Raw genomic sequence first — 20757 nt, 5'->3', positions numbered from 1 at the left:
TGGGGGGTCTGATGGAGACCGCGGCGCCCGAAGCTGTGCCGGGCTTTGTCGTTCCGGTTCACCGCGCGCTGACCGAGCATATCCTGCTTGGCGGCGCGCCGCGCGGGCTGGCGATCGCCAATGCGACGCTGGCGGCCGCGATCGGGCTTGGCCTCCGGCTGTGGATCGCCGGGGTGGTGATCTTCGCGCTGGGCCACATGGTCTCCGTCTGGGCGGCGCGGCGCGATCCGCAATTTGTCGATGTCGCGCGGCGGCATCTGCGCTTCCCCACTTTCCTGAGGGTCTAAGCCCATGCTTTCGCTTCGCGAATATCGCAACAAGGCCGACCGGCTTGCTGACTTCCTGCCCTGGGCAGCGCTGGTCGCACCCGGCGTGGTGCTCAACAAGGACGGCAGCTTCCAGCGCTCGGCCCGCTTTCGCGGTCCCGATCTCGACAGCGCGACGCCCGCCGAGCTGATTGCGACGACCGCGCGCCTGAACAGCGCGCTGCGGCGACTGGGTTCAGGCTGGGCGATCTTCGTTGAGGCGGTGCGCCGCCCGGCGCTGGATTACCCCGACAGCGACTTTCCCGATCCGGCCTCGGCGCTGGTCGAGCGCGAGCGCGCCGCGCAGTTTGCCGAAGAAGGCGCCCATTTCGAAAGCCGCTATTTCCTGACCCTCCTGTGGATGCCGCCCGCCGAAGACGCCGCCCGCGCCGAAAGCTGGCTCTACGAGGGCAAGGCCGAAAAGGGCATCAATCCCAAAGAACTGCTCGACCTCTTCATCGACCGCACCGAGCGCCTGCTGCGTCTGATCGATGGCTTTGTGCCCGAGGTGGCATGGCTCGACGACGGCGAGACGCTGACCTATCTGCACATCTGCGTTTCCACCCGCAGTCACCGTGTCCGCGTTCCCGAAGCCCCGATGCATCTCGACGCGCTGCTAGCCGATGAGCCGCTGACCGGCGGCCTCGAACCGCGGCTTGGCCGCGCGCATCTGCGCACGCTGACCGTGGTCGGCTTTCCCAGCAGCACCTTCCCGGGTCTGCTCGACGAACTCAACCGGCTCGCCTTCGCGTATCGCTGGTCGACCCGCGCCGTGATGCTCGACAAGACCGATGCCACCAAGCTGACCGCCAAAATCCGGCGGCAGTGGTTCGCCAAGCGCAAATCGGTCGCAAGCATCCTCAAGGAGGTGATGACCAACGAGGCTTCGACGCTGCTCGACAGCGACGCCTCGAACAAGGCCGCCGATGCCGATGCCGCGCTGCAGGAGCTCGGATCGGATTTTGTCGGCCAGGCCTATGTCACCGCGACGGTGACGGTGTGGGACGAGGATCCTGCGCTGGCTGCGGAGAAGCTGCGTCTGGTCGAGAAGGTCATCCAGGGCCGCGACTTTACCGTGATCGTCGAAGGCATGAACGCGGTCGAAGCATGGCTCGGATCGCTTCCCGGCCATGTCTACGCCAATGTCCGGACACCCCCGATCTCCACATTGAACCTTGCCCACATGATCCCCCTGTCTGCCGTGTGGGCCGGGCCGGAACGGGACGATCACTTCAAAGCCGCCCCCTTATTCTATGCGCGGACCGAAGGTTCGACCCCGTTCCGGTTCTCTCTCCATGTCGGCGATGTCGGCCATACGCTGATCGTCGGGCCAACGGGGGCGGGCAAGTCGGTGCTGCTGGCGCTGATGGCGCTGCAGTTTCAGCGGTATACCCAAGCCCAGGTCTTTGCCTTCGACTTCGGCGGATCGATCCGGGCAGCGGCGCTGGCCTGCGGTGGGGACTGGCAGGATTTAGGAACGAGCCTTTCGGACGACAGCGCTGGCGCGGTGCTGTTGCAACCGCTGGCGCGGATCGACGTACCGGCGGAGCGCAATTGGGCGGCCGAATGGCTCCAGGCGATCCTCACTGCTGAAGGCGTAACGGTTGATCCAGCAACCAAGGAGCATCTCTGGTCGGCGCTGACCTCGCTCGCCACCGCACCCATGGCCGAGCGCACGCTCACCGGGCTCGCTGTGCTCCTCCAGTCGCAGGCCTTGAAGCAGGCGCTGGCACCCTATTGCATCGGCGGGCCGTTCGGGCGGCTGCTTGATGCCGAGTGCGAACATCTGGGCGAGGCTAGCTTTCAGGCCTTCGAGACCGAAGGACTGACGGGCTCGGCCGCAGCCCCTGCCGTGCTGTCCTATCTGTTCCACCGCATCGAAGGCCGGCTCGATGGCTCGCCAACCATGATCATCATCGACGAGGGCTGGCTTGTCCTCGACAGCCCGGCCTTTGCCGCACAACTGCGCGAATGGCTCAAGACGCTGCGCAAGAAGAATGCGAGCGTGGTTTTCGCAACGCAAAGCCTCGCCGACATCGAGACCAGCGCGATTGCGCCTGCGATCATCGAAAGCTGCCCCACCCGCATCTTCCTCCCCAACGAACGCGCGGTCGAACCGCAGATATTGGCGATCTATCGCCGCTTCGGCCTCAATGACCGGCAGATCGAGATCATCGCGCGGGCTACGCCCAAACGCGATTATTACTGTCAGTCGGCGCGCGGTAACCGATTGTTCGAACTTGGCCTCGGCGAAGTCGCGCTCGCCTTCACCGCCACATCATCAAAGACTGACCAGCTCGCCATCGATGCGATCACGGGCGCGCACGGCAGCGCTGACTTTGCGGCGCGCTGGCTGCGCCATCGCGGTCTTGCCTGGGCAGCCGAGCTGCTGCCCGCTCCGTCTCCCCTTCCCCAGCCCGGTCCGCGCTCGGACCCATCCCAGGAGTAGTGCCCATGAAAGCCCGCAAACTCGTCTCGACGCTTGCTGCCGGTGCCGCAGTCCTTTCGGTCAGCGTCGGCGCCATGCTGCCGACCGCTGCCAGCGCCCAGATCGGCGGCGTGGTGTTCGACCCGCGCAACTATGCCCAGAACATCCTGACCGCTGCGCGCACGCTTGAGCAGATCAACAACCAGATCCGGCAGCTTCAGAACCAGGCGACCTCGCTCGTCAACGAAGCGCGCAACCTGCAATCGCTGCCACTGACCGTGCTCGAACCGCTGCAGGCGCAGATCCGGCAGACGCAGGCCTTGCTCGGGCAGGCGCAGCGCGTGGCTTACGACGTCCGTCAGATCGAACGCGAGTTCCAGAACAACTATCGCGCGGGCGCGATGACGGGGCCGCAGCGCATGCTGGTCCAGGGCGCCGAAGCCCGGTGGCAGAACAGCGTCGGCGCGTTCGAGGATGCCTTGCGGGTTCAGGCCGGCGTGGTTGGCAATATCGACGGCACGCGCGGCGCCATCGACAGCCTCGTTGGCTCAAGCCAGTCGGCAACCGGCGCGCTTCAGGCCGCCCAGGCTGGCAATCAGCTGCTGGCCGTGCAGGCACAGCAACTCGCCGACCTCACCGCCACGGTCGCCTCGCTCGCGCGGGCGCAATCGCTCGATGCGGCAGCGCAAGCGGCTGCCAAGGCGCAGGCCCGCGAGCAGCTTCGCCGTTTCCTTGGCGATCGCCGGCCTTACGTCCCGGGCAATGCCCGGCTGTTCGGGAACTGAGGCGATGGACAGCAAGCTCTTTGCGCGGATTGGGGCCGGCGCCTTCGTCGCCATTGCCATCACCATGGCCGCGCTCGAATTGCGCGAAGAGCCTGCACCGCCGCCTAGCTCTGCGATAGCTGCGGCGGATGGTTCCGGAGACGGTGCAAAGACCACCCTTGGCTATTGCTCAAGACTGGGCCTTGAGGCGGCATCGGTCGATATCTGCACCGCAGCCTGGGCAGCGGAACGCCGCCGGTTCCTGGGGCAAACCGAGCGTGATGCGGCGGACGTGCCCCCTGTGGCTGACAACAGCGGTGATCCAGCCTTCGATATGCCGGGGGATCGCTGACATGGGTGGCACCGGCGTCGTCGACCGCTTCCTCGACATCTTCTCGCGCTACATCGACAGCGGGTTCGGTCTGCTGGGCGGCGAGGTCGCCTTCATCGCGACCACGCTGATCGTCATCGACGTCACGCTGGCAGCGCTGTTCTGGTCATGGGGCGAGCAGGACGACATTCTTGCCCGCCTGGTCAAGAAGACGCTCTTTGTCGGCATCTTCGCCTACATCATCGGCAACTGGAACAGCCTCGCCCGCATCGTCTTCGAAAGCTTTGCCGGGCTTGGCCTCAAGGCCAGTGGCACCGGGTTTACAGCGGCCGAACTGCTGCAGCCGGGCAGGGTCGCGCAGGTCGGGCTCGATGCCGCCTATCCCTTGCTGGAATCGATCTCCGACCTCCTCGGCTTTGTCAGCTTCTTCGAGAATTTCCTGCAGATCGTGATCCTGCTTGTCGCTTGGGCGATCGTCATCATCGCCTTCTTCATTCTGTCGATCCAACTGTTCATCACCCTAATCGAGTTCAAGCTGGCAACGCTCTGCGGCTTCGTGCTGATCCCGTTCGGCCTGTTCGGCAAGACCGCCTTCATGGCCGAGCGCGTGCTTGGCCATGTCGTCTCGTCAGGCATCAAGGTGCTGGTGCTCGCGGTGATCGTCGGCATCGGCTCGACGATCTTTTCCGAGTTCACAACCGCGATTGCGGGCGAACCCACGATTGAAGACGCGCTGTCGATCGTGCTGGCGAGCCTGGCGCTGCTCGGCCTCGGCATCTTCGGTCCCGGGATCGCCAATGGCATCGTGTCGGGCGGACCGCAGCTTGGCGCAGGCGCCGCAGCCGGCACCGCGCTGCTCGCTGGCGGCGCTGCCGCAAGTGCCGTCGCCGGAGCAAAACTGGCGGGCGGCGCAGTGGCCAGTGCTGCCTCCAATGTCGCGCAAGGGACGTCGCGGGCCGCAGGCGGCGCAACCATGGCTTACGCCCTCGGCTCAGCCGGCAAGTCGGGCGGCGCAGCAGTGGCAGGCGGCGCGCGTGCCGTCGGCGAATATGCCGCCAGCGCCGCGACATCGCCGCTGAGGAAGGCTGGTGACGGCGTGAAGCAATCGTTCCGCGAAGGCAGCCGCGACGCCATCACCAAAACAGGCGGCAGCATAGCGCCCGGTCCCAATACGCCGCCGTCATCGCCGTCTGCAGCTGCTGATCAGGGCCAGCCCGCATGGGCCAAGGCGATGAAGGACCGGCAAACGATTTCCCACGGCGCGAGCATCGCCGCGCACACGCTCAAATCGGGCGACAGCCATGGCGGCGGCGCCTCAGTCGACACCTCAGAAAAGGACTGACACACATGTTCCGACGACCCTCGATCCGCTACGGCAAGACCCCCGAGCCCGAAACGCCCTACCAACGCGCGGCCCAGGTCTGGGACGAGCGCATCGGCTCGGCACGGGTCCAGGCGCGCAGCTGGCGCTATGCCTTTTTCGGCGCGCTCGGCCTGTCCGCCTGCCTCACCGCCGGGATCGTCTGGCAGGGTTCGCAAGGCTCGATCATTCCCTGGGTGGTGCAGGTCGACAAGCTCGGCGAAGCCCAGGCCGTCGCCCCTGCGGTCAGCGACTTCGACCCGAGCGACCCGCAGATCGCATTCCACCTCGCGCGGTTTATCGAGCAGGTGCGCAGCATTCCCGACGATCCGATCATCGTTCGCCAGAACTGGCTGCGCGCCTATGACTTTGTCACCGACCGCGGCGCGCTCGTGCTCAACGACTATGCGCGGACCAATGATCCCTTCGCGCTAATTGGCCGCGAACAGGTCGGGATCGATGTCACCAGCGTCATCCGCGCCTCGCCGACCAGCTTCCGCGTTGCCTGGGTCGAACGCCGCTACCGCGATGGGAGCCTTGCCGAGACCAGTCGCTGGACCGCGATCCTGACGATCACCGTCCAAACCCCGCGCACCCCCGATGCCCTGCGCAAGAACCCGCTCGGCATTTTCGTCAATGCCATCAACTGGTCAAAGGAACTTGGCTCATGATCTCGCCCATTCCCGGTCGCCTTGCGGTGACCCTCCTGCCCGCCCTGCTTGGAACAACCGCCTGTCCGGCTTCAGCCCAAGTGGTGGCATCAGAACCGGCGCCAGTGGTCGCCGATGCGGGGACCACTGCGACAATGCAGACGCAATCCGAACCGCGGCGAGCCCCCTCCCCCGCCGCGCGCCGCTCCCAGCCATCCGCCCAGCAATCTGGACCGCGCGATCGGGTGGGAGCGGCAAACGCCGCCGCGCGCGTGCAGCCCGAGGGCGAGCAGTTCATCAACGCGATCCAGAACTATGCCTGGGCGCCCGGCGCGCTCTATCAGGTCTATGCCGCGCCGGGACAGGTGACCGACATTACGCTGCAGGAAGGCGAGCAGCTCGTTGGCGCCGGACCTGTCGCTGCCGGTGATACCGTGCGCTGGCTGATCGGCGACACCGTGAGCGGGCGCGGGGCCACTGCGCGGGTCCACATTCTGGTCAAGCCGGTCCGCTCCGACATTACCACAAACCTCGTCATCAACACCGACCGGCGCACCTATCATATCGAGCTGCGCGCCAATCCGTCGATCTACATGGCGTCGGTCTCCTGGACCTATCCCCAAGACGAGCTGATCGCCTTGCAGCAGGCGCAGGAAGCCGAGGCGCGCGCGGCACCAATTGCTGCCAATATTCCGGTCGAGGCGCTCAATTTTGCCTACCGCCTCTCTGGCGATAGGCCCTCGTGGCGACCGGTGCGCGTGTTCGATGACGGGCGGCAGACCTTTATCGAATTTCCCGAAAGCGTTGCGCAAGGTCAGATGCCGCCGCTGTTCGGGCTTGGCGAAGGCAATCAGGCCGAGCTCCTCAACTACCGCGTGTCAGGCCGCTTCATGATCGTCGACCGGCTGCTCGAGCGCGCCGAACTGCGCCTTGGCGACCGCCGTTCGCAGCAGCGCGTCGAGATCCGCAAGGAACGCCGGAGGACGCCGTCATGAGCGACGAAGCTGCTCAAACGCCAGAAGAGGCGGTCAAGCTGCGCGGCGATCCACCGCGCGTTATGCGGCTGTCGCGCAAGGCCATCGGTATTGCTTCGGCCTGCGGCTTTGCCCTCGTAGGCGGTGCGCTGATCTATGCCCTGCAGCCCGCAAGCCAGGCCGAGCGCGAGGAGCTGCTCAACACCGAAGGCGCGGCGCGGCCCGATGCATTGGCCGATGCCCCCCGCGACTATGGTGATGTCCCCAAGCTGGGCCCGCCCCTGCCCGGTGATCTTGGCGCGCCGATCCTGGCGGCACAACAGCGCGGCGATGTTGCCGCGCTTCCGCCGATCGGCGCTGCGCCGCCCACTGGCCCTGCACCAACGCCCGCGCAAACGGCAGCCGAGACGGAACGCCAGCGGCTTGTGCAGGAACGCAGCGCCGCTCGCGAAAGCCGCCTGTTCTTTGGTGGCGGTGCGGGGGCAGCTGCTGTCGGTAACGGATCGGAAGTTGCCGATTCCAGCGGTGGACCGCCGGCGCCGCAGCTTGCAGCAGAGGCTCAGCGTCCCGCCTTTGCCGACCGCCCCGCCGAGCGCCGGACGGTATCAGCGAGCCGGATCGAGCCACCGGCGGGCACCCATGTCTTGCAGGCTGGCAGCATCATTCCTGCTGCCCTCATCACTGGGATCCGCTCCGATCTTCCGGGTCAGGTCACCGCGCAGGTCACCGAACCTGTCTATGACAGCGTCACCGGCCGCATCCTGCTCATCCCCCAGGGATCGCGACTGATCGGCGACTATAATGCCGACGTGTCCTTCGGCCAGCGCCGGGTCCAACTCGCATGGAGCCGCCTGATCTTGCCCGATGGCCGGTCGATTGTGCTGGAACGCCAACCCGGCGGGGACCCATCCGGCTTTGCCGGGCTGCAAGACGGCGTGGACTTCCATTGGGGCGGCGTTCTGCGCGCGGCACTGGTCTCGACCTTGCTGGGTGTTGGCGGCGAACTTGGTGCTGGCAATGACGATAATCTCACCCGCGCGCTGCGGCGCGGCTCGCAAGACAGCATCGGCCGCGCGGGCGAACAGGTGGTCAGCCGCGAGCTTGATGTCCGACCGACCCTGACCATCCGTCCGGGTTTTCCGGTGCGCGTGCTGGTGACCCGTGATCTGATATTGGGAGGCGGATCGTGACCCGATTGAAACTGGCCGATCTTGCCGATGAAAAGCCGGTGAAGGTCACCATCGAGCTCTCGTCGCGCCTCCACCGCGAACTGCTCGCCTATGGCTTGGCGATCAACGGCGGCGATACCAAAGATGTTCCCTCACCCGAACGACTGATCCCGCCGATGATCGAGCGCTTCATCGCGACCGACCGGTCCTTCGCCAAATTGCGGCGGTCGGGTCAGGCCGGGTAGCGTTCGCTGATCAGTTCGAAGAAGCGCTTCAGCGCAGGGTTTTCGTTATCCTCGCGCCAGTAGAAAGCATAATCGAGGCGCGCAGCACCGCCTTGATCGATAATTTCCGCGAAGGTCAGTTCTGGCCAATGCACACCGATCGACGCTTCAGTGGCCAGCGTGATGTATCGCCCGAACGGGACCGTGCTCAAAACACTTTCCAGACTCGTGTCTTGCATAATCAAGTTCGCACGATAGCCCTGATCCGATAAGCGCCGTTGCAGAATTCGGGCCATCGCAGTGCCCACACCTTGGCTGGGCAATACAAAGACCTGTCGGCGAAAATCACTCCAGTGAAGCCGGTCTGACTTGGCCAGCTGATGGTCTTTCGGCAAGGCGACTAGCAATCGCTCCGACCATGCCGAGCGCCGCGAGATGCCAGCGTCATGCGCATCCGACGGCATTAGCGCGACGTCTATGATCCGGGCCTTCAGATCGCTGAGCATCTGCTCGGGATCGGCTTCGATCCCGTCAAACTGAATGTCGGGGTGACGCCGCATATATTCGCCAATCGTCGCGCGCATATTGCCGGCCATCAGGGATGCAGAAAAGCCGACCGCGATCCTACCTTCCTCGCCATAGCTGACGGCGCGGGCTGTCGTCTGAAGATTGTCGATATCGGTGAGGATGCGCCGGGCAACGCTCAGGAATGCCTTGCCCTGTTCGGTCGGTATCGCACCGCGCGTGCTGCGTTCAAAGAGCTTGATCCCGAGGCGGGCTTCCAAGGCTGCTATGCGTCTGCTCAAGGTCGATTGCTTGATCCGCAATGCTTCGGCGGCGCGTGAGAAATTCTGGGCATCGGCTGTCGCAACAGCAAATCTGAGCTGACGCACTTCGATCATAAGCCTTTGCGACCTTTATCATCTTCTCCCCGGCCGTATTATCACCAATAATCAGGATCACCCAAATTTTTCCAATGTCTTCAATAACCAGCGGGCAAGATTGCTGCCGCTACAAGCACGTATTCGTGCTCTCCGCACCCATTCATTCACTATGGGTCATCTCGCTCGAGACCTCAGATTTCCTGCCCGATGTGAAACGAAGGTCAGTTCAGGATATATCGGCCGACGACCAGTGAATGTGTACGATCCGCCATTGCCCATTCACTTGCCGGAGCATCATCGTCTCGACCGATCGGCTGTTGATCGCACGCGTGCGGTACGTTCCGGTTACCGTTTCGACACTCATGACCCAGGCCATATCGCCTTGCATACCATGCGTGCGGCTGACCATTGTTCGCGGCACTGCGGCGCTGAAGGCAGCATCGGCTTCCAGATGATGGCTGGCATATTCGGCGCGGCTGTTTTCAACGCCGCCAGATTCGAAAATGACGACGTCTTCAGCGAGATGCATCAGCGCCGCGTCCGTATCGCCGCTGGCAAGTGCAGCGTGGAAGGCCATCACAGTTCCGACCGGTGTTGCCGCGTCGATAGTGGCGCTCGGCGCTCCCGAGACCGGGATTCGCGGCGCATCGTGCGCCCCGGGATGCGCAGCCGTCAGACTTAGCCCGATCGCTACCATAGCAGCGAGACGCGCCGCGCGGCGCCCAGCCAATTCTCCCACTTCACCCTTGAACATGACCCTGTTCCTTCCTGTGTCCCGTTTGCATTTACATCATCATTGGCGACATCGTGCCCAGCACCGCAACCAGACCTATCACACCGCCGGCCAGCAGCAGCTCGCCTGCCAGGCTTTTGCGAAGGCGCGACAATGCGTTAAAGGGCACCGCATTCTCGCGGCGTTGGTCGAAAACCTCGCTGCGTCCGATCGCGGCGTTGTGCGCGCCGAACGCCAGCATGGTGCCAACCAACAGGACCTTGGCGATCAGCAAGATGCCATAAGGCGTGGCCAAAACCGCCACGCTGTTCTCCAGTCCAAAGATCAACTGCGCGTTGATCACGCCCGTCAGTGCAGCTGCAGCGACCAGGCCGACGCCTAGCGGCGCGAACCCGTGCATCACGCGAAGCAGCGGCAAGGCAGGGATGAGATCGGGCTGCCGGTGGGCTTTGACCGTAAGCATGAGGAACCAACATATTGCGCTCAGCCACAGGCTGGTCGCCAACAGATGGACGCCATTGTTCAAGCGGTGGAACAGGCCCAATCCGGCTTCAGTCGCAGCCGCATGGCCGCTCCAGCCAAGCGTCAGCAATGCGCCAGCGAAGCACATGGCCGCAATCAGCGTGGCTTCCCTTCCTGCTCGGCTTGCAAGTATCGCGCAAAGGCCGGCGATCAGCAGCGCAAGGCGTATCAGAAAAGCCATGCCCATTTCGGTGCCGATGATCATCGCCTCGATCATCGGCCAGTCGAGCGAAGCAATCGGCGCGCCCATCATTGCTGCAATCGACACCAGCATCAGCGCGATTGACGACAGCGGCGCAGAAACGGCGACGAGGGTCAAAGCAGCCCTGCCCTCATCCTGCGACACCCACTCGAGGTGGCGCAGCTTCAGCGACCGGAACGCCGTCCAACCGAACAGGCAAAGCAGCGCGCCATAATGCGCAAATCGCAACCCCGGTTCGGCCAGCCCCCCCACGCTGTTGTCAGCTGACGATGAAGTTGACGGTGCCGTTCATGCGATGCCCATCGGCTCCCGCGGCCTGCCAGCGCACCTCATAGGTTCCGGCGCGCAGCGGCTGTCGTAGGGTGAGCGTCATGGTCTTGTTGCCATTGCTCCAGGCCGTCGTGAAATTGCGGATCACCATCTCGCCGTGGTTCGCCATCCCGGGCATCGCGGTCATGACGATGCTGGCGGCGGCGGTCGGCGGCAACAAGGCTTCGCTGAATGTGAGGGTCACCGCCCGCGGGCGCGCAACGGTTGCGCCCTCAGCAGGAGTCGAGGCGACGACGCGCGTATGGGCGAGCGCGATCGACGGGGCCGCAAGCGGCGCAGCGATCATGGCAATTGCGGCGAGGAGAGATGCGAATTTCATGGGGTATTCCTTTGCTTCAAAACCAGAAACGGATGCCGACAAGATAGTTGGTAACGCTGGAATCCTCGCCGCGCGCGCGGGCATAATCGGCGCTGCCGCCGAGGCGCCAGCTTTGTTCGATGCCGATATAGGGGGCAAACTCGCGGATGAATTCGTAGCGCAGCCGCACGCCGACCTCGACCGAGTCGATCCCTGAACCGATGCCGAGGCGCGGAATGTCCTGCGCCGACAAGTTCACCTCGGCGCGCGGTTGCAAGATCAGACGCTGCGTGATCCGCTGGTCGACCTCGCCCTCAATCCGCGCGGTCAGATCGCCGCGCTGCGACAGGAATAAGGCGCCGTCGACTTCGAACTGATAGGGCGAAAGCCCTTGCACGCCGATCACTGCATGCGTGGTGTCAGGTCCACCGAGGTCTTGCCGCACGCCCGCTTGCAGATCCCAAAAGGGCGCAATAGCACGCGCGTAGAGTGCCTGAACCTCGGCTTGTTCAATCGGTTCGCCAAATGTGCCTTCACCTTCGCTCTTGAACCAGAGCCGGCTCGTCGGGCCACCATAGTAGCCCTGAAGATCCCACAGATAGCCCTCGCGACCGTCACGCACCTGCGTTTCGAAACGATCGCCCTGAAACCAGAAGACCGGGAAATCGCCATGGGTGCGTTGCAAATCCTCGCGCGAGGCCCGCATCGCGTCGGCGCCCCAAATCGCATCCGCAGCGCGCGGTGGACCGCTTCCGGCCTCAGGTGGCGGCGGGGTTTCCATGCCAGGTCCAGGCGATGCCGACGCTGCGTCGTCCATCGCGCCATGATCCATGGTGCTGTGGTCCATGCCAGTCATCGGATCGGCAGGTGCAGCCGCCTCACCCGTCATGTCATGGCCTGCGTGAGGGTCGATTGGCTCAGCGGTCGCAGGCTGTTCAGGCATGACGTGCCCCGCGTGCGGATCGGCAGGATCAGGCGCGGGCGTGGTCGGCGCCGCCGGCATGCCGTGCCCGGCATGGGGATCGACGGGCGCTTGAGCAGGTGTCGGCTCTGGCGCTGGCGCAGGCACTGCATGCCCTTGATGCTGCGCGAAGGCTGGAACGGAGATCAATGCGCTCCCGAGCAGGGCCGCTGACAGGATCGGGCGCACGCTCATGCCCCGCCGCCCGGACCGACCACGGTCACCGTCTGCATCATTCCGCCATGCATGTGATACATCAGGTGGCAGTGGAATGCCCAGTCGCCGGGCTCGTTGGCGGTGAGATCAAATTGCGCGCTGGCGCCGGGCTGCACGATCACGACGTTCTTGCGCGGCTGATGCGCAGCGCTTTCCCCGTTGACCAGTTCGAAGAACATGCCGTGAAGATGGATGGGGTGCGCCATCATCGTGTTGTTGATGAGCTTCACCCGCACCCGCTCGTTCCAGGCAAAGCGGATCGGCACATCGCTGACGGCCGAATACATCCGCCCGTCGAACGACCACATGTAGCGTTCCATGTTGCCGGTGAGGTGCAGTTCGAGCAATCGCGATGGCTCGCGCGTGTCCCGATTGGGCTCAAGCGCGGTGAGCATCCGATAGTTGAGCACCCGGTGCGGCATATCGCGCAGGCCGAGGCCGGGATCGCCCATTTTGTCGGTCGGTGCCATCGACACCATGTCGATCCCCGGACCGATCGCAACGTCAGGCGGTAGCAGCGTGGTGTCGCGCATCATCATGCCGTCCATGCTCATGCCGTCCATCGCCATGCCCGCTATCGCACCATCGGCGGCGTCAGCAGTCGCGGCCGGATCGCCATGGCCCATGGCTGCGTGATCCATCTCGCCCGCCGTAGCATCTGCGGCGCCGCCGCCATGATCCATCATAGTGTGATCCATGCCATCAGAGCCGTGGTTCATGCCCATGTCGCCCATCGTCAGCAGCGGCGGATCGCGCAAGGCCGGAACCGTAGCGCGCGCACCAGGCCGACTCGCCAGCATCGCCAACGCCATGCCGGAACGATCCATGGACTCAGCCACGATGGCATAGGCTTCGTCTCTGCCCGGCGTAACGATCACGTCGTAGATCTCGGCAGTGCCGATCTGGAACTCATCAACCTCGACCGGCCGCACGTTCTGGCCATCGGCAGCGATGACCGTCATTGGCAGGCCAGGGATGCGAACATTGAAGAAGCTCTGCGCCGATCCATTGATGATGCGCAGCCGCACGCGTTCTCCGGCGCGGAACAGATATTCCATCCCCTCGGTGGGACCGCGTCCGTTGGCAAGGAAGGTGTAGGTCGGCGCGCCGATATCCATGATGTCGGTCGGCATCATCCGCATTTCGGCCCACATCCGCCGCTCTTCACCCGACATCGGATATTGATCGGTCCAGGTGCTGACCTGCCGGTTGAAATAGGCCTCGCCCGTGCGCAGCCGGCTCATGATGAAATGCGGGTCAAGCACGGTGAAATCGCTCAACAGCAGGATGTAATCGCGATCAAACTGCACCGGTTCTGCACCGGCGGGATCAATGATCATCGGGCCGTAATGGCCCGATTGCTCCTGCAGACCCGAATGGCTGTGATACCAATAGGTCCCCGACTGGCGGATGGGGAATTCATAGGTGAAGGTCTGGCCCGGTTTGATACCGGGAAAGCTGATGCCGGGCACCCCATCCATGTGAAACGGCAACAGGAAGCCGTGCCAGTGGACCGATGTGTCGGTCTCCAGGTTATTGGTGACATTGAGGCGGACATTCTGCCCTTCGCGCAGCCGGATCAGCGGTCCGGGCACACTGCCGTTCACCGCGATACCTGGGCCGCGGCGGCCTTCGACAATACGATGGCCGCTGCCGACGGTCAGGTCGATGACATCGCCTGATAGCTCGCCAAAGCCCGCTGGGATACGCGGGCCGCCGCGCCCATGGCTGCCACTGCGGTGGACGCTGTGACCCTGCGCCCAGGCCGGCATGGCAGCGAAGGCGGATCCCGCGCCGAGCGCGGCTATGAGGTGACGTCGAGTAAGGTGAGGACTGTTCATACACCTCTATACGCGCGGGTCGGTGTCACCCCTCAAAATAACCATCAATTTTTGACGCGCACGGTAAAGCCGCGTCTCGACCGCCTTGAGGCTAATGCCCAGCGTCATTGCGGTCTCCTGCTGACTCAGATCCTCGATCGTGCACAGGATCAAAACGTCTTTCAGGCTGGCCGGTAGCTTGGCGATCGCGCGGGCGGCCGCGGCGAGCTCAGCACGGTCAGCGGCAAGTGTTTCCGCTGAAGGCGCATCATCGGCAATCCAGTCTGCGGCCTGTTCTGGCATCGGCAGGCCGATGAACCGCCTGACGGCGCGACGACGAGCCCAGTCGCGGCATTTATTGAGCGTGATGGCGCTGATCCAGGCCTTGAACGATCGCTCGGGGTCGTAGCGGCTCAGCGCGCCAAACGCGGCGACGAACGCTTCCTGCGCAATGTCGAAGGCTTCCTCGGAATCGCCCGTTGCTGTTCGCGCAAGACGGTATACGGTCTCACGGTAGCGTTCGACCAGCGCACGTTGCGCGCCGCTATCGCCAGCCCGTGCTCCGCGTATGAGCGCCGCATCCAGATTGTCAGGGGTCACTGCGGCTGAGCAGCGAGGCTCTTACTGACCACCGCATCGAACCGCGCCTGTTGATCGGGGCGGAGAATGGCCCGCATCGCAAAAACATGTTCGAGCGTTGCCTTCTGGAGATCCCCCATCGCATCATGCGTGTCGTCCACGGCTGCGGAAACGCGGGGACCAAATTCATGTTCGGCGGCGATGGCGTCGCCGAGCAGTGCATTGCTGCGCCGGAGCCGGTCTTCGAGGGCCTCGCGCCGCGCAGCAAACTGGCGCTCCAACGCAGTCAATTCCTGTTCCTGAGCTGGGTCGAGTTCGAGCTCGCCATGGATCAGGGCGTGCAGTTCAGCCCCACCATGCTGCGGCGCAGGTTGAAGCATGCGTCCGAGCCATACCCCGACCAGCGCAAGCGCAATGATCAGCGCCGCTGCCAGGGCGATTCGACGAAGATTCATTCCTGGCCCAATGCAATCAGAGGAGTAAGCGAGGCCGACGGTCCGAAGGCTGCAAGGGGCACTTCCGCGCGCGCCGGAACCTGAAGCCCGCTCACGACACCCATCCCGAGCGACACCACGAGCCCTAGTCCGAGCACAGCCCGCGTCTGCCTGACCTCGCCTTGCGCGCGTAGCGCCAGCCTCCCGCCATCAATACCGGAAAGATCCGGCACCGGAAGTCTGGCCAGTCGTGCGAGGTTCTCGTCAAGGTCCATCATGCAGCTCCTTCGAGGTTACATACGCAGGCGCTGCAAAAACCCCTCATGTTGCCTCCTACTATCCTGCGTTTTCCTGCTCAAAGCTGAAAGCATCGATGATGGGACAGGGTCCGGATTGGTCGGACGCGCAGTCATTGGCGAGCCTCACGAGGGCTCCCCGCATGGTTTGCAACGTGGCGATTTTGGCATCAAGCGCCGCGATCCGAACGCGCGCCAGATCCTGCGCAGCTGTCCGGTCGCCAGCATCCAGAGCGAGCAGCGTAGCAATCTCGTCAAGCGTGAACCCGGCGGTCTGCGCCGAGCGGATCGATTGCAAACGGCCAAGATCGCTGCGCGTGTAGCGGCGTGGCCCCTCATGCCGCGCAGGCTGCGCCAGCAATCCGCGCCGCTGATAATAGCGGATCGTCTCGACGTTGACCCCGCCTGCGCGGGCAAGTTCACCAATTTTCATTTTTACCCTTGATCCCGTACCATGGTACGGAACCTATATGGGCTGCATTGTAGCGATTCAAAGGAAATCACCAATGCCCAAGCCCATAAAAACCGCCGTGCTCCACCGCATGGTCATGCCCAATCACACCTGCCCCTATGGCCTTAAATCCAAGCACCTGCTCGAAACGCGCGGCTATAAAGTGGATGATCAGCACCTCACCACGCGCGAACAAACCGATGCGTTCAAGGCTGAACACGGCGTTGCAACCACACCCCAGACCTTCATCGATGGTGAGCGGATTGGTGGGCATGACGACCTGCGGCGCTTCTTCGGAATCAAGGTCCCCGATCCCAATGCGACCAGCTACCGCCCGATAATCGCGCTCTTCGCCATAACCGCAGCGATGGCGATGGCAGCTGGCATCGCGGTCGATGGCACGGCTCTGAGCGTTCGCGTGGCGGAGTGGTTTATCGCGTTCAGCATGTGCGTGCTGGCGCTGCTCAAGCTCCAGAATGTCGACAAGTTCGCAACGATGTTCCTCAATTACGATCTGCTGGCGAAGCGCTGGGTGCCTTATGCGACCATCTATCCCTTCGCCGAGGGCCTGGCTGGTGTGCTGATGGTTTCGGGCCAATTGCATTGGCTTTCAATACCGGTGGCGCTGTTCATCGGCACGATCGGTGCAATCTCGGTGTTCAAGGCGGTCTATATCGAGCGGCGCGAACTCAAATGCGCCTGCGTCGGCGGTGACAGTAATGTGCCGCTCGGTTTTGTCTCCCTTACGGAAAACCTTATGATGATCGCAATGGCCCTATGGATGTCGTCGATAGCATTCATGCCGCATAGCTGAAACTCCTTCGTGAAAATACGCGGACCCGAGCACAAGCTCGTCCGATCCATTCATTTCTCAACCACCCACAACCTGCAACCCCTGCGGTCATTTAAGAGGGATGTTAGATAGCCAGCATCAGAAATGGCAAAACCCCGAGATAAAATTCACTCGGTAGGGGGACTACACTGGCGCGTTGCCTTTCACCGCGAATTTAGAAACCATACCCCCCTTACCTATCTGAGTGAGACATTGAGTCGTGAGCAAAAGCAAAATTGACATTCTGAACCGCCTAAAACGGATTGAGGGGCAGGTCCGCGGCGTTTCGCAAATGATCGCAAACGACCGCTATTGCATCGATGTCTTGCATCAGGTGCAGGCCGTTAAAGCTGCCCTCTCAAAGGCAGAGAATGAAATTCTGAAAGATCACGCAGCGTCCTGCGTTTCCGAGGCGATTGCATCGGGCGATGCCGCCGAACAACGCGTGAAGTTCAACGAACTGATCGACTTGTTCGAAAAGGTCAAACGATGACCCCAGCCCAAACCGAAGCCAAAACCACAACCGCTTACCGCATGGTGGCGACACTGCGGATGTCGCCAGCGCCGATGGGAGAAACGCAATGACCTACACTCGCTTTCTCGCGATGATAGCGACCTCGACTGTTGTGATGTTCGGCCTGATGTATCTGAACACATACGCACTCGATCATATCTTCTACAGTCAGACGCGCACCTGGATGGCCGTATATATGGGCGCGATCATGGCGATCATCATGCTCGGCTTCATGTGGAAAATGTATGATGGGACATCCAAGAAGCTGACAATTGTCGGGGCATCACTGCTTGTTTTTGCAGGCTCGCTCTATCTCGTCCGCAGTCAGGAGACGGTCGATGACGTGAGCTATATGCGCGCGATGATCCCACATCACTCGATCGCGATCATGACCAGCGAGCGCGCGCATATCCGCGATCCCCGCGTTCGTGCTTTGGCGGATGACATCATCAAGGCGCAGGTCAGAGAAATTTCGGAAATGAAGCGGCTGATCGCTGATCTTGAGGCGGAGCCAGTTGAGTCGGGTGCCCCCATTTTACCGGCTGTGCCAGTGCAAAGCACGGAAACGGCGAATTGATGGCAAACGGCAATAACTGTCCGACTAAGGCTGCTCCGCACGTGGATTCGGCTTGTCGACAGCGCCGGCTTCGAAATGCCGATCGCCAATGCTTCGTATTGTCGCGCCGTCGGTTAACCTAATCCCCAAAGCTCTTGGCTAAAGCCATGGAGAATATTTTCAGCAGATTCAACACTTTCAGTTTAAATGGCGTTGGAGTGTCTTGATTAAGACGCATGGGCACAAAAGAGAGGAAAGCGGCACCCGCGGTCATTCCAACGCGGGTATCCCCACTTTTTTAAGCCTCCCGTGGGTGGTGAGCCACGAGATGGTCGTCACAATCTACGCCAAGGCAAGCTTCAAAAGTTGCATGCTCTATCCCGAACCGGGCCGCCAGCATTGTGCGAGCGGTGCGTTTGACCGGTTCGAAACTATGCAAAGAGGCATCGCTAGGGACGACGTGCGCCTCAAGCGCGCGGCGATGTTCGCCGATGTTCCAGATATGAAGATGATGCAGGGCATCGATGCCCTTGTGTGACCGCAGAGCCTCACCGATCTCATCGAACTCCACCTCATCGGGCACCGCGCCCATCAGCAGGCGCACCGTTCGTGGAAGCAGCGTGACGCCCTGCCATATGACATATGCCGCGATGATCAAAGTGATGATAAGATCCGCGACATAGAGGTCATAAAGGATGATCAGGACCCCGGCCACGATCACGCCGACCGATGCGAGCGCATCGGACACATTGTGCAGGAATGCGGCCTTCATATTGATACTGTCACGTGTACCGCGATAAACAATCAGCGCCGTTATCAGATCAATCACCAGCGCGATGCCGGCGACGGCAATGACCGTCCAGCCTTCCACAGGCTGCGGGTCGGCGAAGCGGTTGATAGCCTCGACGATCAGGTAGAACCCGATGATAAGCAACGTAGTAAGGTTGATAAGCGCTGCAACGACCTCACCCTGAGCATAACCAAAGGTCATGAGCTTATCAGCCGGGCGCCTGCCGATCCCGCGGGCGAACCAAGCAAGAAAAAGCGAGGCAGCATCACTGAAATTATGCAGAGCATCGGCAATGAGTGCCAGGGAGCCTGAGACAATCCCGCCGATGATCTGTGCCAGAGTAAGCAGGACGTTGATCGCCACCGCCACCAATAGGTGGCGATCGCTCAGGTTTTTTTCGCCATGGCTGTGACCATGATGACCGCCGTGATGATGGCCCGCATGCCGCCGGCCTTCGTCCACAGAACCGCAATGTTCGTGATCCTCGCTCATAGCTTGAACTGATCCCCCTTCTCATGCTCTGTGCCATCCTCATCATGAACGTCCATGTGGGTGTCCCGCAGGATGTCGATGCCACCGTAGAGCGCAATCCCAGCGACAGCGATGCCGACCACAAGATCGGGCCAATTCGCCCCGGTGATCATCACAATAATAGCGGCGATGATGATGCCGCCATTCGAAATGAAATCGTTAAAGCTGAAGGTCGTCGCCGCGCGCAGGTTGACGTCCTTGTCGCTCATTTTCTGAAGCATTCTGAGGCAAATCAGGTTCACGACAGCCGCCACCGCTGCCATCGCCATCATCATGATGCCAGCTGGCTCTGATCCTTCAACAAAGCGCCGGATGGCGTCGGCGATGACGCCGCCTGCAAAAACGAGCAGCATAATACCGGAAAAGCGTGCCGCGCCGCGCTTCCAGGTTCGCGAACGGAACAGGGCCAGCAGGCTCAGCGCATAGACCACCGCGTCCGATGAATTATCCAGCCCGTTAGCGAGCAGCGCGTTGGAATCGCCCGCGATGCCGGTAATGAAGAAGCCGACAGCGATGGCGACGTTAAGCCACAGCACAATCCACAGGGTGCGCCGCTTTTCGGCTGTGTCGAGCTTCAGTTCACCTTCGCCGCTCATCTCAATCTCTCCTTTGTCCCCCAACTTTCCTGATCTGACCAGACGGGATGGCCGCCAGCGCGAAGGAATTGTGGTTTACCATTCCACATCGCGCTGGCGCCGGACCTCCCCTAGGTAACCTCACCGAGTTCGCCCTGTTCCTCTTCCGTGGCATTGCGGCGCAAGCGTTCGCGCCACTTTTGCCTCCAGCTGCGCTTGTCGTCGGAATCGCCCAGCACAAGCTTGGCGATCGCCGGCAGAACGAAAAGCGTGAGAATCGTTGCGGTGATGAGGCCGCCGATGACCACGGTCGCCAGCGGCCGCTGCACTTCGGCCCCGGTCCCGGTCGCGATCGCCATCGGCACGAAGCCAAGCGATGCCACCAGCGCAGTCATCAGCACCGGACGGATGCGCGCCAGCGCACCGTCAATGATCGCTTCCTCAAGTGCCATGCCCTTGTCGAGGCGCTGTCGGATGGCCGTCATCATCACCAGTCCGTTGAGCACCGCCACGCCGGAAAGGGCGATGAAGCCCACCGCCGCCGAAACCGAGAAGGGCAGCCCCCGCAAGGCCAGAGCAAAGACCCCGCCTGCCAGAGCCATGGGAATGGCGCTGAACACCGCCAGAGCCGGAACCCATCCGCCGAGCGCCATGAACAGGAGCAGCAGCACCAAAGCGAAGCAGACCGGCACGACGATAGCGAGCCGCGCCTGCGCCGCTTGCAGGTTCTGATACTGGCCGCCCCATTCGATGAAAGAAGCAGGAGGCATGTCGACCTGCGCCGCCACACCCTCCTGCGCTTCCTCGACGAAGGAGCCCAGATCGCGTTCGCGGACATTGGCCGATACAATCACGAGCCGACGCCCTTGTTCACGGCGCACTTCTGCCAGACCATCGACCACCCGGAAATCGGCGAGCGTGCGCAGGGGTATGGACACACCGTTTTCAAGCACGATCGGAAGCGCACCAAGCTGGTCGAAGTCGTCGCGGGTGGCAGCATCGAGGCGCACAACGACATCGAACCGCCG

At 62.6% G+C, this 20757-nt stretch carries 25 protein-coding genes; 12 read left to right on the top strand and 13 right to left on the bottom strand.

Features of this window, described 5'->3' with window-relative positions; genetic code table 11:
• The first annotated feature begins 11 nt into the window (after nucleotides 1-11).
• The 9 genes from AX676_RS16140 to AX676_RS16100 are packed head-to-tail and all read left to right on the top strand — an operon-like array spanning nucleotide 12 to nucleotide 8226.
• Nucleotides 12-287, top strand: coding sequence for a VirB3 family type IV secretion system protein (locus tag AX676_RS16140; protein WP_124811159.1), 276 nt, complete (start codon nucleotides 12-14; stop codon nucleotides 285-287).
• Nucleotides 288-291: 4 nt separating this feature from the next.
• A complete protein-coding gene (trbE, locus tag AX676_RS16135; RefSeq protein ID WP_066479125.1) occupies nucleotides 292-2754 on the top strand; it encodes a conjugal transfer protein TrbE in 2463 nt (820 codons plus the stop codon).
• Between the two features lie 5 nt (nucleotides 2755-2759).
• Nucleotides 2760-3518 carry a P-type conjugative transfer protein TrbJ gene (trbJ, locus tag AX676_RS16130; RefSeq protein WP_066479124.1) on the top strand — a complete coding sequence of 253 codons (759 nt, stop codon included), beginning with the start codon at nucleotides 2760-2762 and terminating at the stop codon, nucleotides 3516-3518.
• Nucleotides 3409-3849 carry a putative entry exclusion protein TrbK-alt gene (gene trbK-alt, locus AX676_RS18600; protein WP_443026105.1) on the top strand — a complete coding sequence of 147 codons (441 nt, stop codon included), beginning with the start codon at nucleotides 3409-3411 and terminating at the stop codon, nucleotides 3847-3849. Before trbJ ends, trbK-alt begins: the two co-directional genes overlap by 110 nt.
• 1 nt (nucleotide 3850) lies before the next feature.
• Nucleotides 3851-5170, top strand: coding sequence for a P-type conjugative transfer protein TrbL (gene trbL / locus AX676_RS16120; RefSeq protein ID WP_066479118.1), 1320 nt, complete (start codon nucleotides 3851-3853; stop codon nucleotides 5168-5170).
• 5 nt (nucleotides 5171-5175) lie between these two features.
• Nucleotides 5176-5859, top strand: a complete 684-nt coding sequence (trbF, locus tag AX676_RS16115) for a conjugal transfer protein TrbF (protein ID WP_066544482.1) — start codon at nucleotides 5176-5178, stop codon at nucleotides 5857-5859.
• The gene (gene trbG / locus AX676_RS16110) at nucleotides 5856-6833 is read left to right on the top strand and encodes a P-type conjugative transfer protein TrbG (RefSeq protein WP_066544475.1); all 978 of its coding nucleotides are present in this window, start codon (nucleotides 5856-5858) and stop codon (nucleotides 6831-6833) included. Before trbF ends, trbG begins: the two co-directional genes overlap by 4 nt.
• Nucleotides 6830-8002: a TrbI/VirB10 family protein gene (locus AX676_RS16105; RefSeq protein WP_066544473.1), complete on the top strand. Its 1173-nt coding sequence runs from the start codon at nucleotides 6830-6832 to the stop codon at nucleotides 8000-8002. The genes trbG and AX676_RS16105 overlap by 4 nt, the downstream gene beginning before the upstream one ends.
• On the top strand, nucleotides 7999-8226 hold the full coding sequence (locus AX676_RS16100) for a DUF2274 domain-containing protein (protein WP_066544471.1): 228 nt from the start codon (nucleotides 7999-8001) through the stop codon (nucleotides 8224-8226). The genes AX676_RS16105 and AX676_RS16100 overlap by 4 nt, the downstream gene beginning before the upstream one ends.
• Here AX676_RS16100 and AX676_RS16095 read toward each other — a convergent pair.
• From AX676_RS16095 to AX676_RS16050, 10 genes are all read right to left on the bottom strand, one after another.
• Nucleotides 8214-9107 carry a LysR family transcriptional regulator gene (locus AX676_RS16095; protein ID WP_066544470.1) on the bottom strand — a complete coding sequence of 298 codons (894 nt, stop codon included), beginning with the start codon at nucleotides 9105-9107 and terminating at the stop codon, nucleotides 8214-8216. The genes AX676_RS16100 and AX676_RS16095 overlap by 13 nt on opposite strands.
• A gap of 208 nt (nucleotides 9108-9315) precedes the next feature.
• Nucleotides 9316-9843 (bottom strand): YybH family protein, encoded by a 528-nt coding sequence (locus AX676_RS16090; RefSeq protein WP_082731426.1) that lies wholly within the window; start codon nucleotides 9841-9843, stop codon nucleotides 9316-9318.
• Nucleotides 9844-9874: 31 nt separating this feature from the next.
• A complete protein-coding gene (locus tag AX676_RS16085; RefSeq protein ID WP_066544466.1) occupies nucleotides 9875-10798 on the bottom strand; it encodes a CopD family protein in 924 nt (307 codons plus the stop codon).
• 7 nt (nucleotides 10799-10805) lie between these two features.
• Complete coding sequence (gene copC, locus AX676_RS16080; protein ID WP_443026217.1) at nucleotides 10806-11237, bottom strand: copper homeostasis periplasmic binding protein CopC; 432 nt, start codon at nucleotides 11235-11237, stop codon at nucleotides 10806-10808.
• On the bottom strand, nucleotides 11212-12330 hold the full coding sequence (locus AX676_RS16075; protein WP_066544461.1) for a copper resistance protein B: 1119 nt from the start codon (nucleotides 12328-12330) through the stop codon (nucleotides 11212-11214). The genes copC and AX676_RS16075 overlap by 26 nt, the downstream gene beginning before the upstream one ends.
• A complete protein-coding gene (locus AX676_RS16070) occupies nucleotides 12327-14192 on the bottom strand; it encodes a copper resistance system multicopper oxidase (protein ID WP_082731425.1) in 1866 nt (621 codons plus the stop codon). Before AX676_RS16070 ends, AX676_RS16075 begins: the two co-directional genes overlap by 4 nt.
• A gap of 6 nt (nucleotides 14193-14198) precedes the next feature.
• Nucleotides 14199-14771: an RNA polymerase sigma factor gene (locus tag AX676_RS16065; protein ID WP_066544457.1), complete on the bottom strand. Its 573-nt coding sequence runs from the start codon at nucleotides 14769-14771 to the stop codon at nucleotides 14199-14201.
• Nucleotides 14768-15205, bottom strand: coding sequence for a periplasmic heavy metal sensor (locus AX676_RS16060; protein ID WP_066544456.1), 438 nt, complete (start codon nucleotides 15203-15205; stop codon nucleotides 14768-14770). Before AX676_RS16060 ends, AX676_RS16065 begins: the two co-directional genes overlap by 4 nt.
• A complete protein-coding gene (locus AX676_RS16055) occupies nucleotides 15202-15462 on the bottom strand; it encodes a hypothetical protein (RefSeq protein ID WP_066544455.1) in 261 nt (86 codons plus the stop codon). The genes AX676_RS16060 and AX676_RS16055 overlap by 4 nt, the downstream gene beginning before the upstream one ends.
• 58 nt (nucleotides 15463-15520) lie before the next feature.
• Complete coding sequence (locus AX676_RS16050) at nucleotides 15521-15913, bottom strand: MerR family transcriptional regulator (protein WP_066544451.1); 393 nt, start codon at nucleotides 15911-15913, stop codon at nucleotides 15521-15523.
• A 73-nt stretch (nucleotides 15914-15986) separates the two neighbouring features.
• Here AX676_RS16050 and AX676_RS16045 point away from each other — a divergent pair, with 73 nt between their 5' ends.
• The 3 genes from AX676_RS16045 (at nucleotide 15987) to AX676_RS16035 (ending at nucleotide 17854) form a co-directional block, all read left to right on the top strand.
• Nucleotides 15987-16745, top strand: coding sequence for a MauE/DoxX family redox-associated membrane protein (locus AX676_RS16045; protein ID WP_066544449.1), 759 nt, complete (start codon nucleotides 15987-15989; stop codon nucleotides 16743-16745).
• Between the two features lie 238 nt (nucleotides 16746-16983).
• Entirely contained in the window at nucleotides 16984-17256 is a 273-nt protein-coding gene (locus tag AX676_RS16040; protein WP_066544447.1) for a metal-sensitive transcriptional regulator, read from the top strand.
• A gap of 88 nt (nucleotides 17257-17344) precedes the next feature.
• Entirely contained in the window at nucleotides 17345-17854 is a 510-nt protein-coding gene (locus tag AX676_RS16035; protein WP_066544444.1) for a DUF305 domain-containing protein, read from the top strand.
• Between the two features lie 277 nt (nucleotides 17855-18131).
• On the opposite strand, the gene AX676_RS16030 is transcribed toward AX676_RS16035, so the two are convergent.
• From AX676_RS16030 to AX676_RS16020, 3 genes are all read right to left on the bottom strand, one after another.
• Nucleotides 18132-19115 (bottom strand): cation diffusion facilitator family transporter, encoded by a 984-nt coding sequence (locus tag AX676_RS16030; protein WP_082731424.1) that lies wholly within the window; start codon nucleotides 19113-19115, stop codon nucleotides 18132-18134.
• Nucleotides 19112-19750 carry a cation diffusion facilitator family transporter gene (locus AX676_RS16025; protein ID WP_066481695.1) on the bottom strand — a complete coding sequence of 213 codons (639 nt, stop codon included), beginning with the start codon at nucleotides 19748-19750 and terminating at the stop codon, nucleotides 19112-19114. Before AX676_RS16025 ends, AX676_RS16030 begins: the two co-directional genes overlap by 4 nt.
• A gap of 110 nt (nucleotides 19751-19860) precedes the next feature.
• On the bottom strand, nucleotides 19861-20757 hold an 897-nt coding region (locus AX676_RS16020), incomplete at its 5' end, for an efflux RND transporter permease subunit (protein WP_197417808.1).

This window comes from Sphingomonas sp. CCH21-G11, from assembly GCF_001555965.1.
Lineage (GTDB): Bacteria > Pseudomonadota > Alphaproteobacteria > Sphingomonadales > Sphingomonadaceae > Sphingomonas.
This window is presented reverse-complemented; position numbering and strand designations above follow the sequence as displayed.

Coding starts and splice junctions, on each gene's coding strand:
- trbL (WP_066479118.1), top strand. CDS start 3,851: ATGGGTGGCACCGGCGTCGTCGACCGCTTCCTCGACATCTTCTCGCGC.
- AX676_RS16090 (WP_082731426.1), bottom strand. CDS start 9,843: ATGTTCAAGGGTGAAGTGGGAGAATTGGCTGGGCGCCGCGCGGCGCGT.
- trbJ (WP_066479124.1), top strand. CDS start 2,760: ATGAAAGCCCGCAAACTCGTCTCGACGCTTGCTGCCGGTGCCGCAGTC.
- AX676_RS16035 (WP_066544444.1), top strand. CDS start 17,345: ATGACCTACACTCGCTTTCTCGCGATGATAGCGACCTCGACTGTTGTG.
- AX676_RS16055 (WP_066544455.1), bottom strand. CDS start 15,462: ATGATGGACCTTGACGAGAACCTCGCACGACTGGCCAGACTTCCGGTG.
- trbF (WP_066544482.1), top strand. CDS start 5,176: ATGTTCCGACGACCCTCGATCCGCTACGGCAAGACCCCCGAGCCCGAA.
- AX676_RS16030 (WP_082731424.1), bottom strand. CDS start 19,115: ATGAGCGAGGATCACGAACATTGCGGTTCTGTGGACGAAGGCCGGCGG.
- trbG (WP_066544475.1), top strand. CDS start 5,856: ATGATCTCGCCCATTCCCGGTCGCCTTGCGGTGACCCTCCTGCCCGCC.
- AX676_RS16060 (WP_066544456.1), bottom strand. CDS start 15,205: ATGAATCTTCGTCGAATCGCCCTGGCAGCGGCGCTGATCATTGCGCTT.
- trbK-alt (WP_443026105.1), top strand. CDS start 3,409: ATGCGGCAGCGCAAGCGGCTGCCAAGGCGCAGGCCCGCGAGCAGCTTC.
- AX676_RS16025 (WP_066481695.1), bottom strand. CDS start 19,750: ATGAGCGGCGAAGGTGAACTGAAGCTCGACACAGCCGAAAAGCGGCGC.
- AX676_RS16105 (WP_066544473.1), top strand. CDS start 6,830: ATGAGCGACGAAGCTGCTCAAACGCCAGAAGAGGCGGTCAAGCTGCGC.
- AX676_RS16070 (WP_082731425.1), bottom strand. CDS start 14,192: ATGAACAGTCCTCACCTTACTCGACGTCACCTCATAGCCGCGCTCGGC.
- AX676_RS16050 (WP_066544451.1), bottom strand. CDS start 15,913: ATGAAAATTGGTGAACTTGCCCGCGCAGGCGGGGTCAACGTCGAGACG.
- AX676_RS16095 (WP_066544470.1), bottom strand. CDS start 9,107: ATGATCGAAGTGCGTCAGCTCAGATTTGCTGTTGCGACAGCCGATGCC.
- AX676_RS16045 (WP_066544449.1), top strand. CDS start 15,987: ATGCCCAAGCCCATAAAAACCGCCGTGCTCCACCGCATGGTCATGCCC.
- AX676_RS16140 (WP_124811159.1), top strand. CDS start 12: ATGGAGACCGCGGCGCCCGAAGCTGTGCCGGGCTTTGTCGTTCCGGTT.
- AX676_RS16075 (WP_066544461.1), bottom strand. CDS start 12,330: ATGAGCGTGCGCCCGATCCTGTCAGCGGCCCTGCTCGGGAGCGCATTG.
- trbE (WP_066479125.1), top strand. CDS start 292: ATGCTTTCGCTTCGCGAATATCGCAACAAGGCCGACCGGCTTGCTGAC.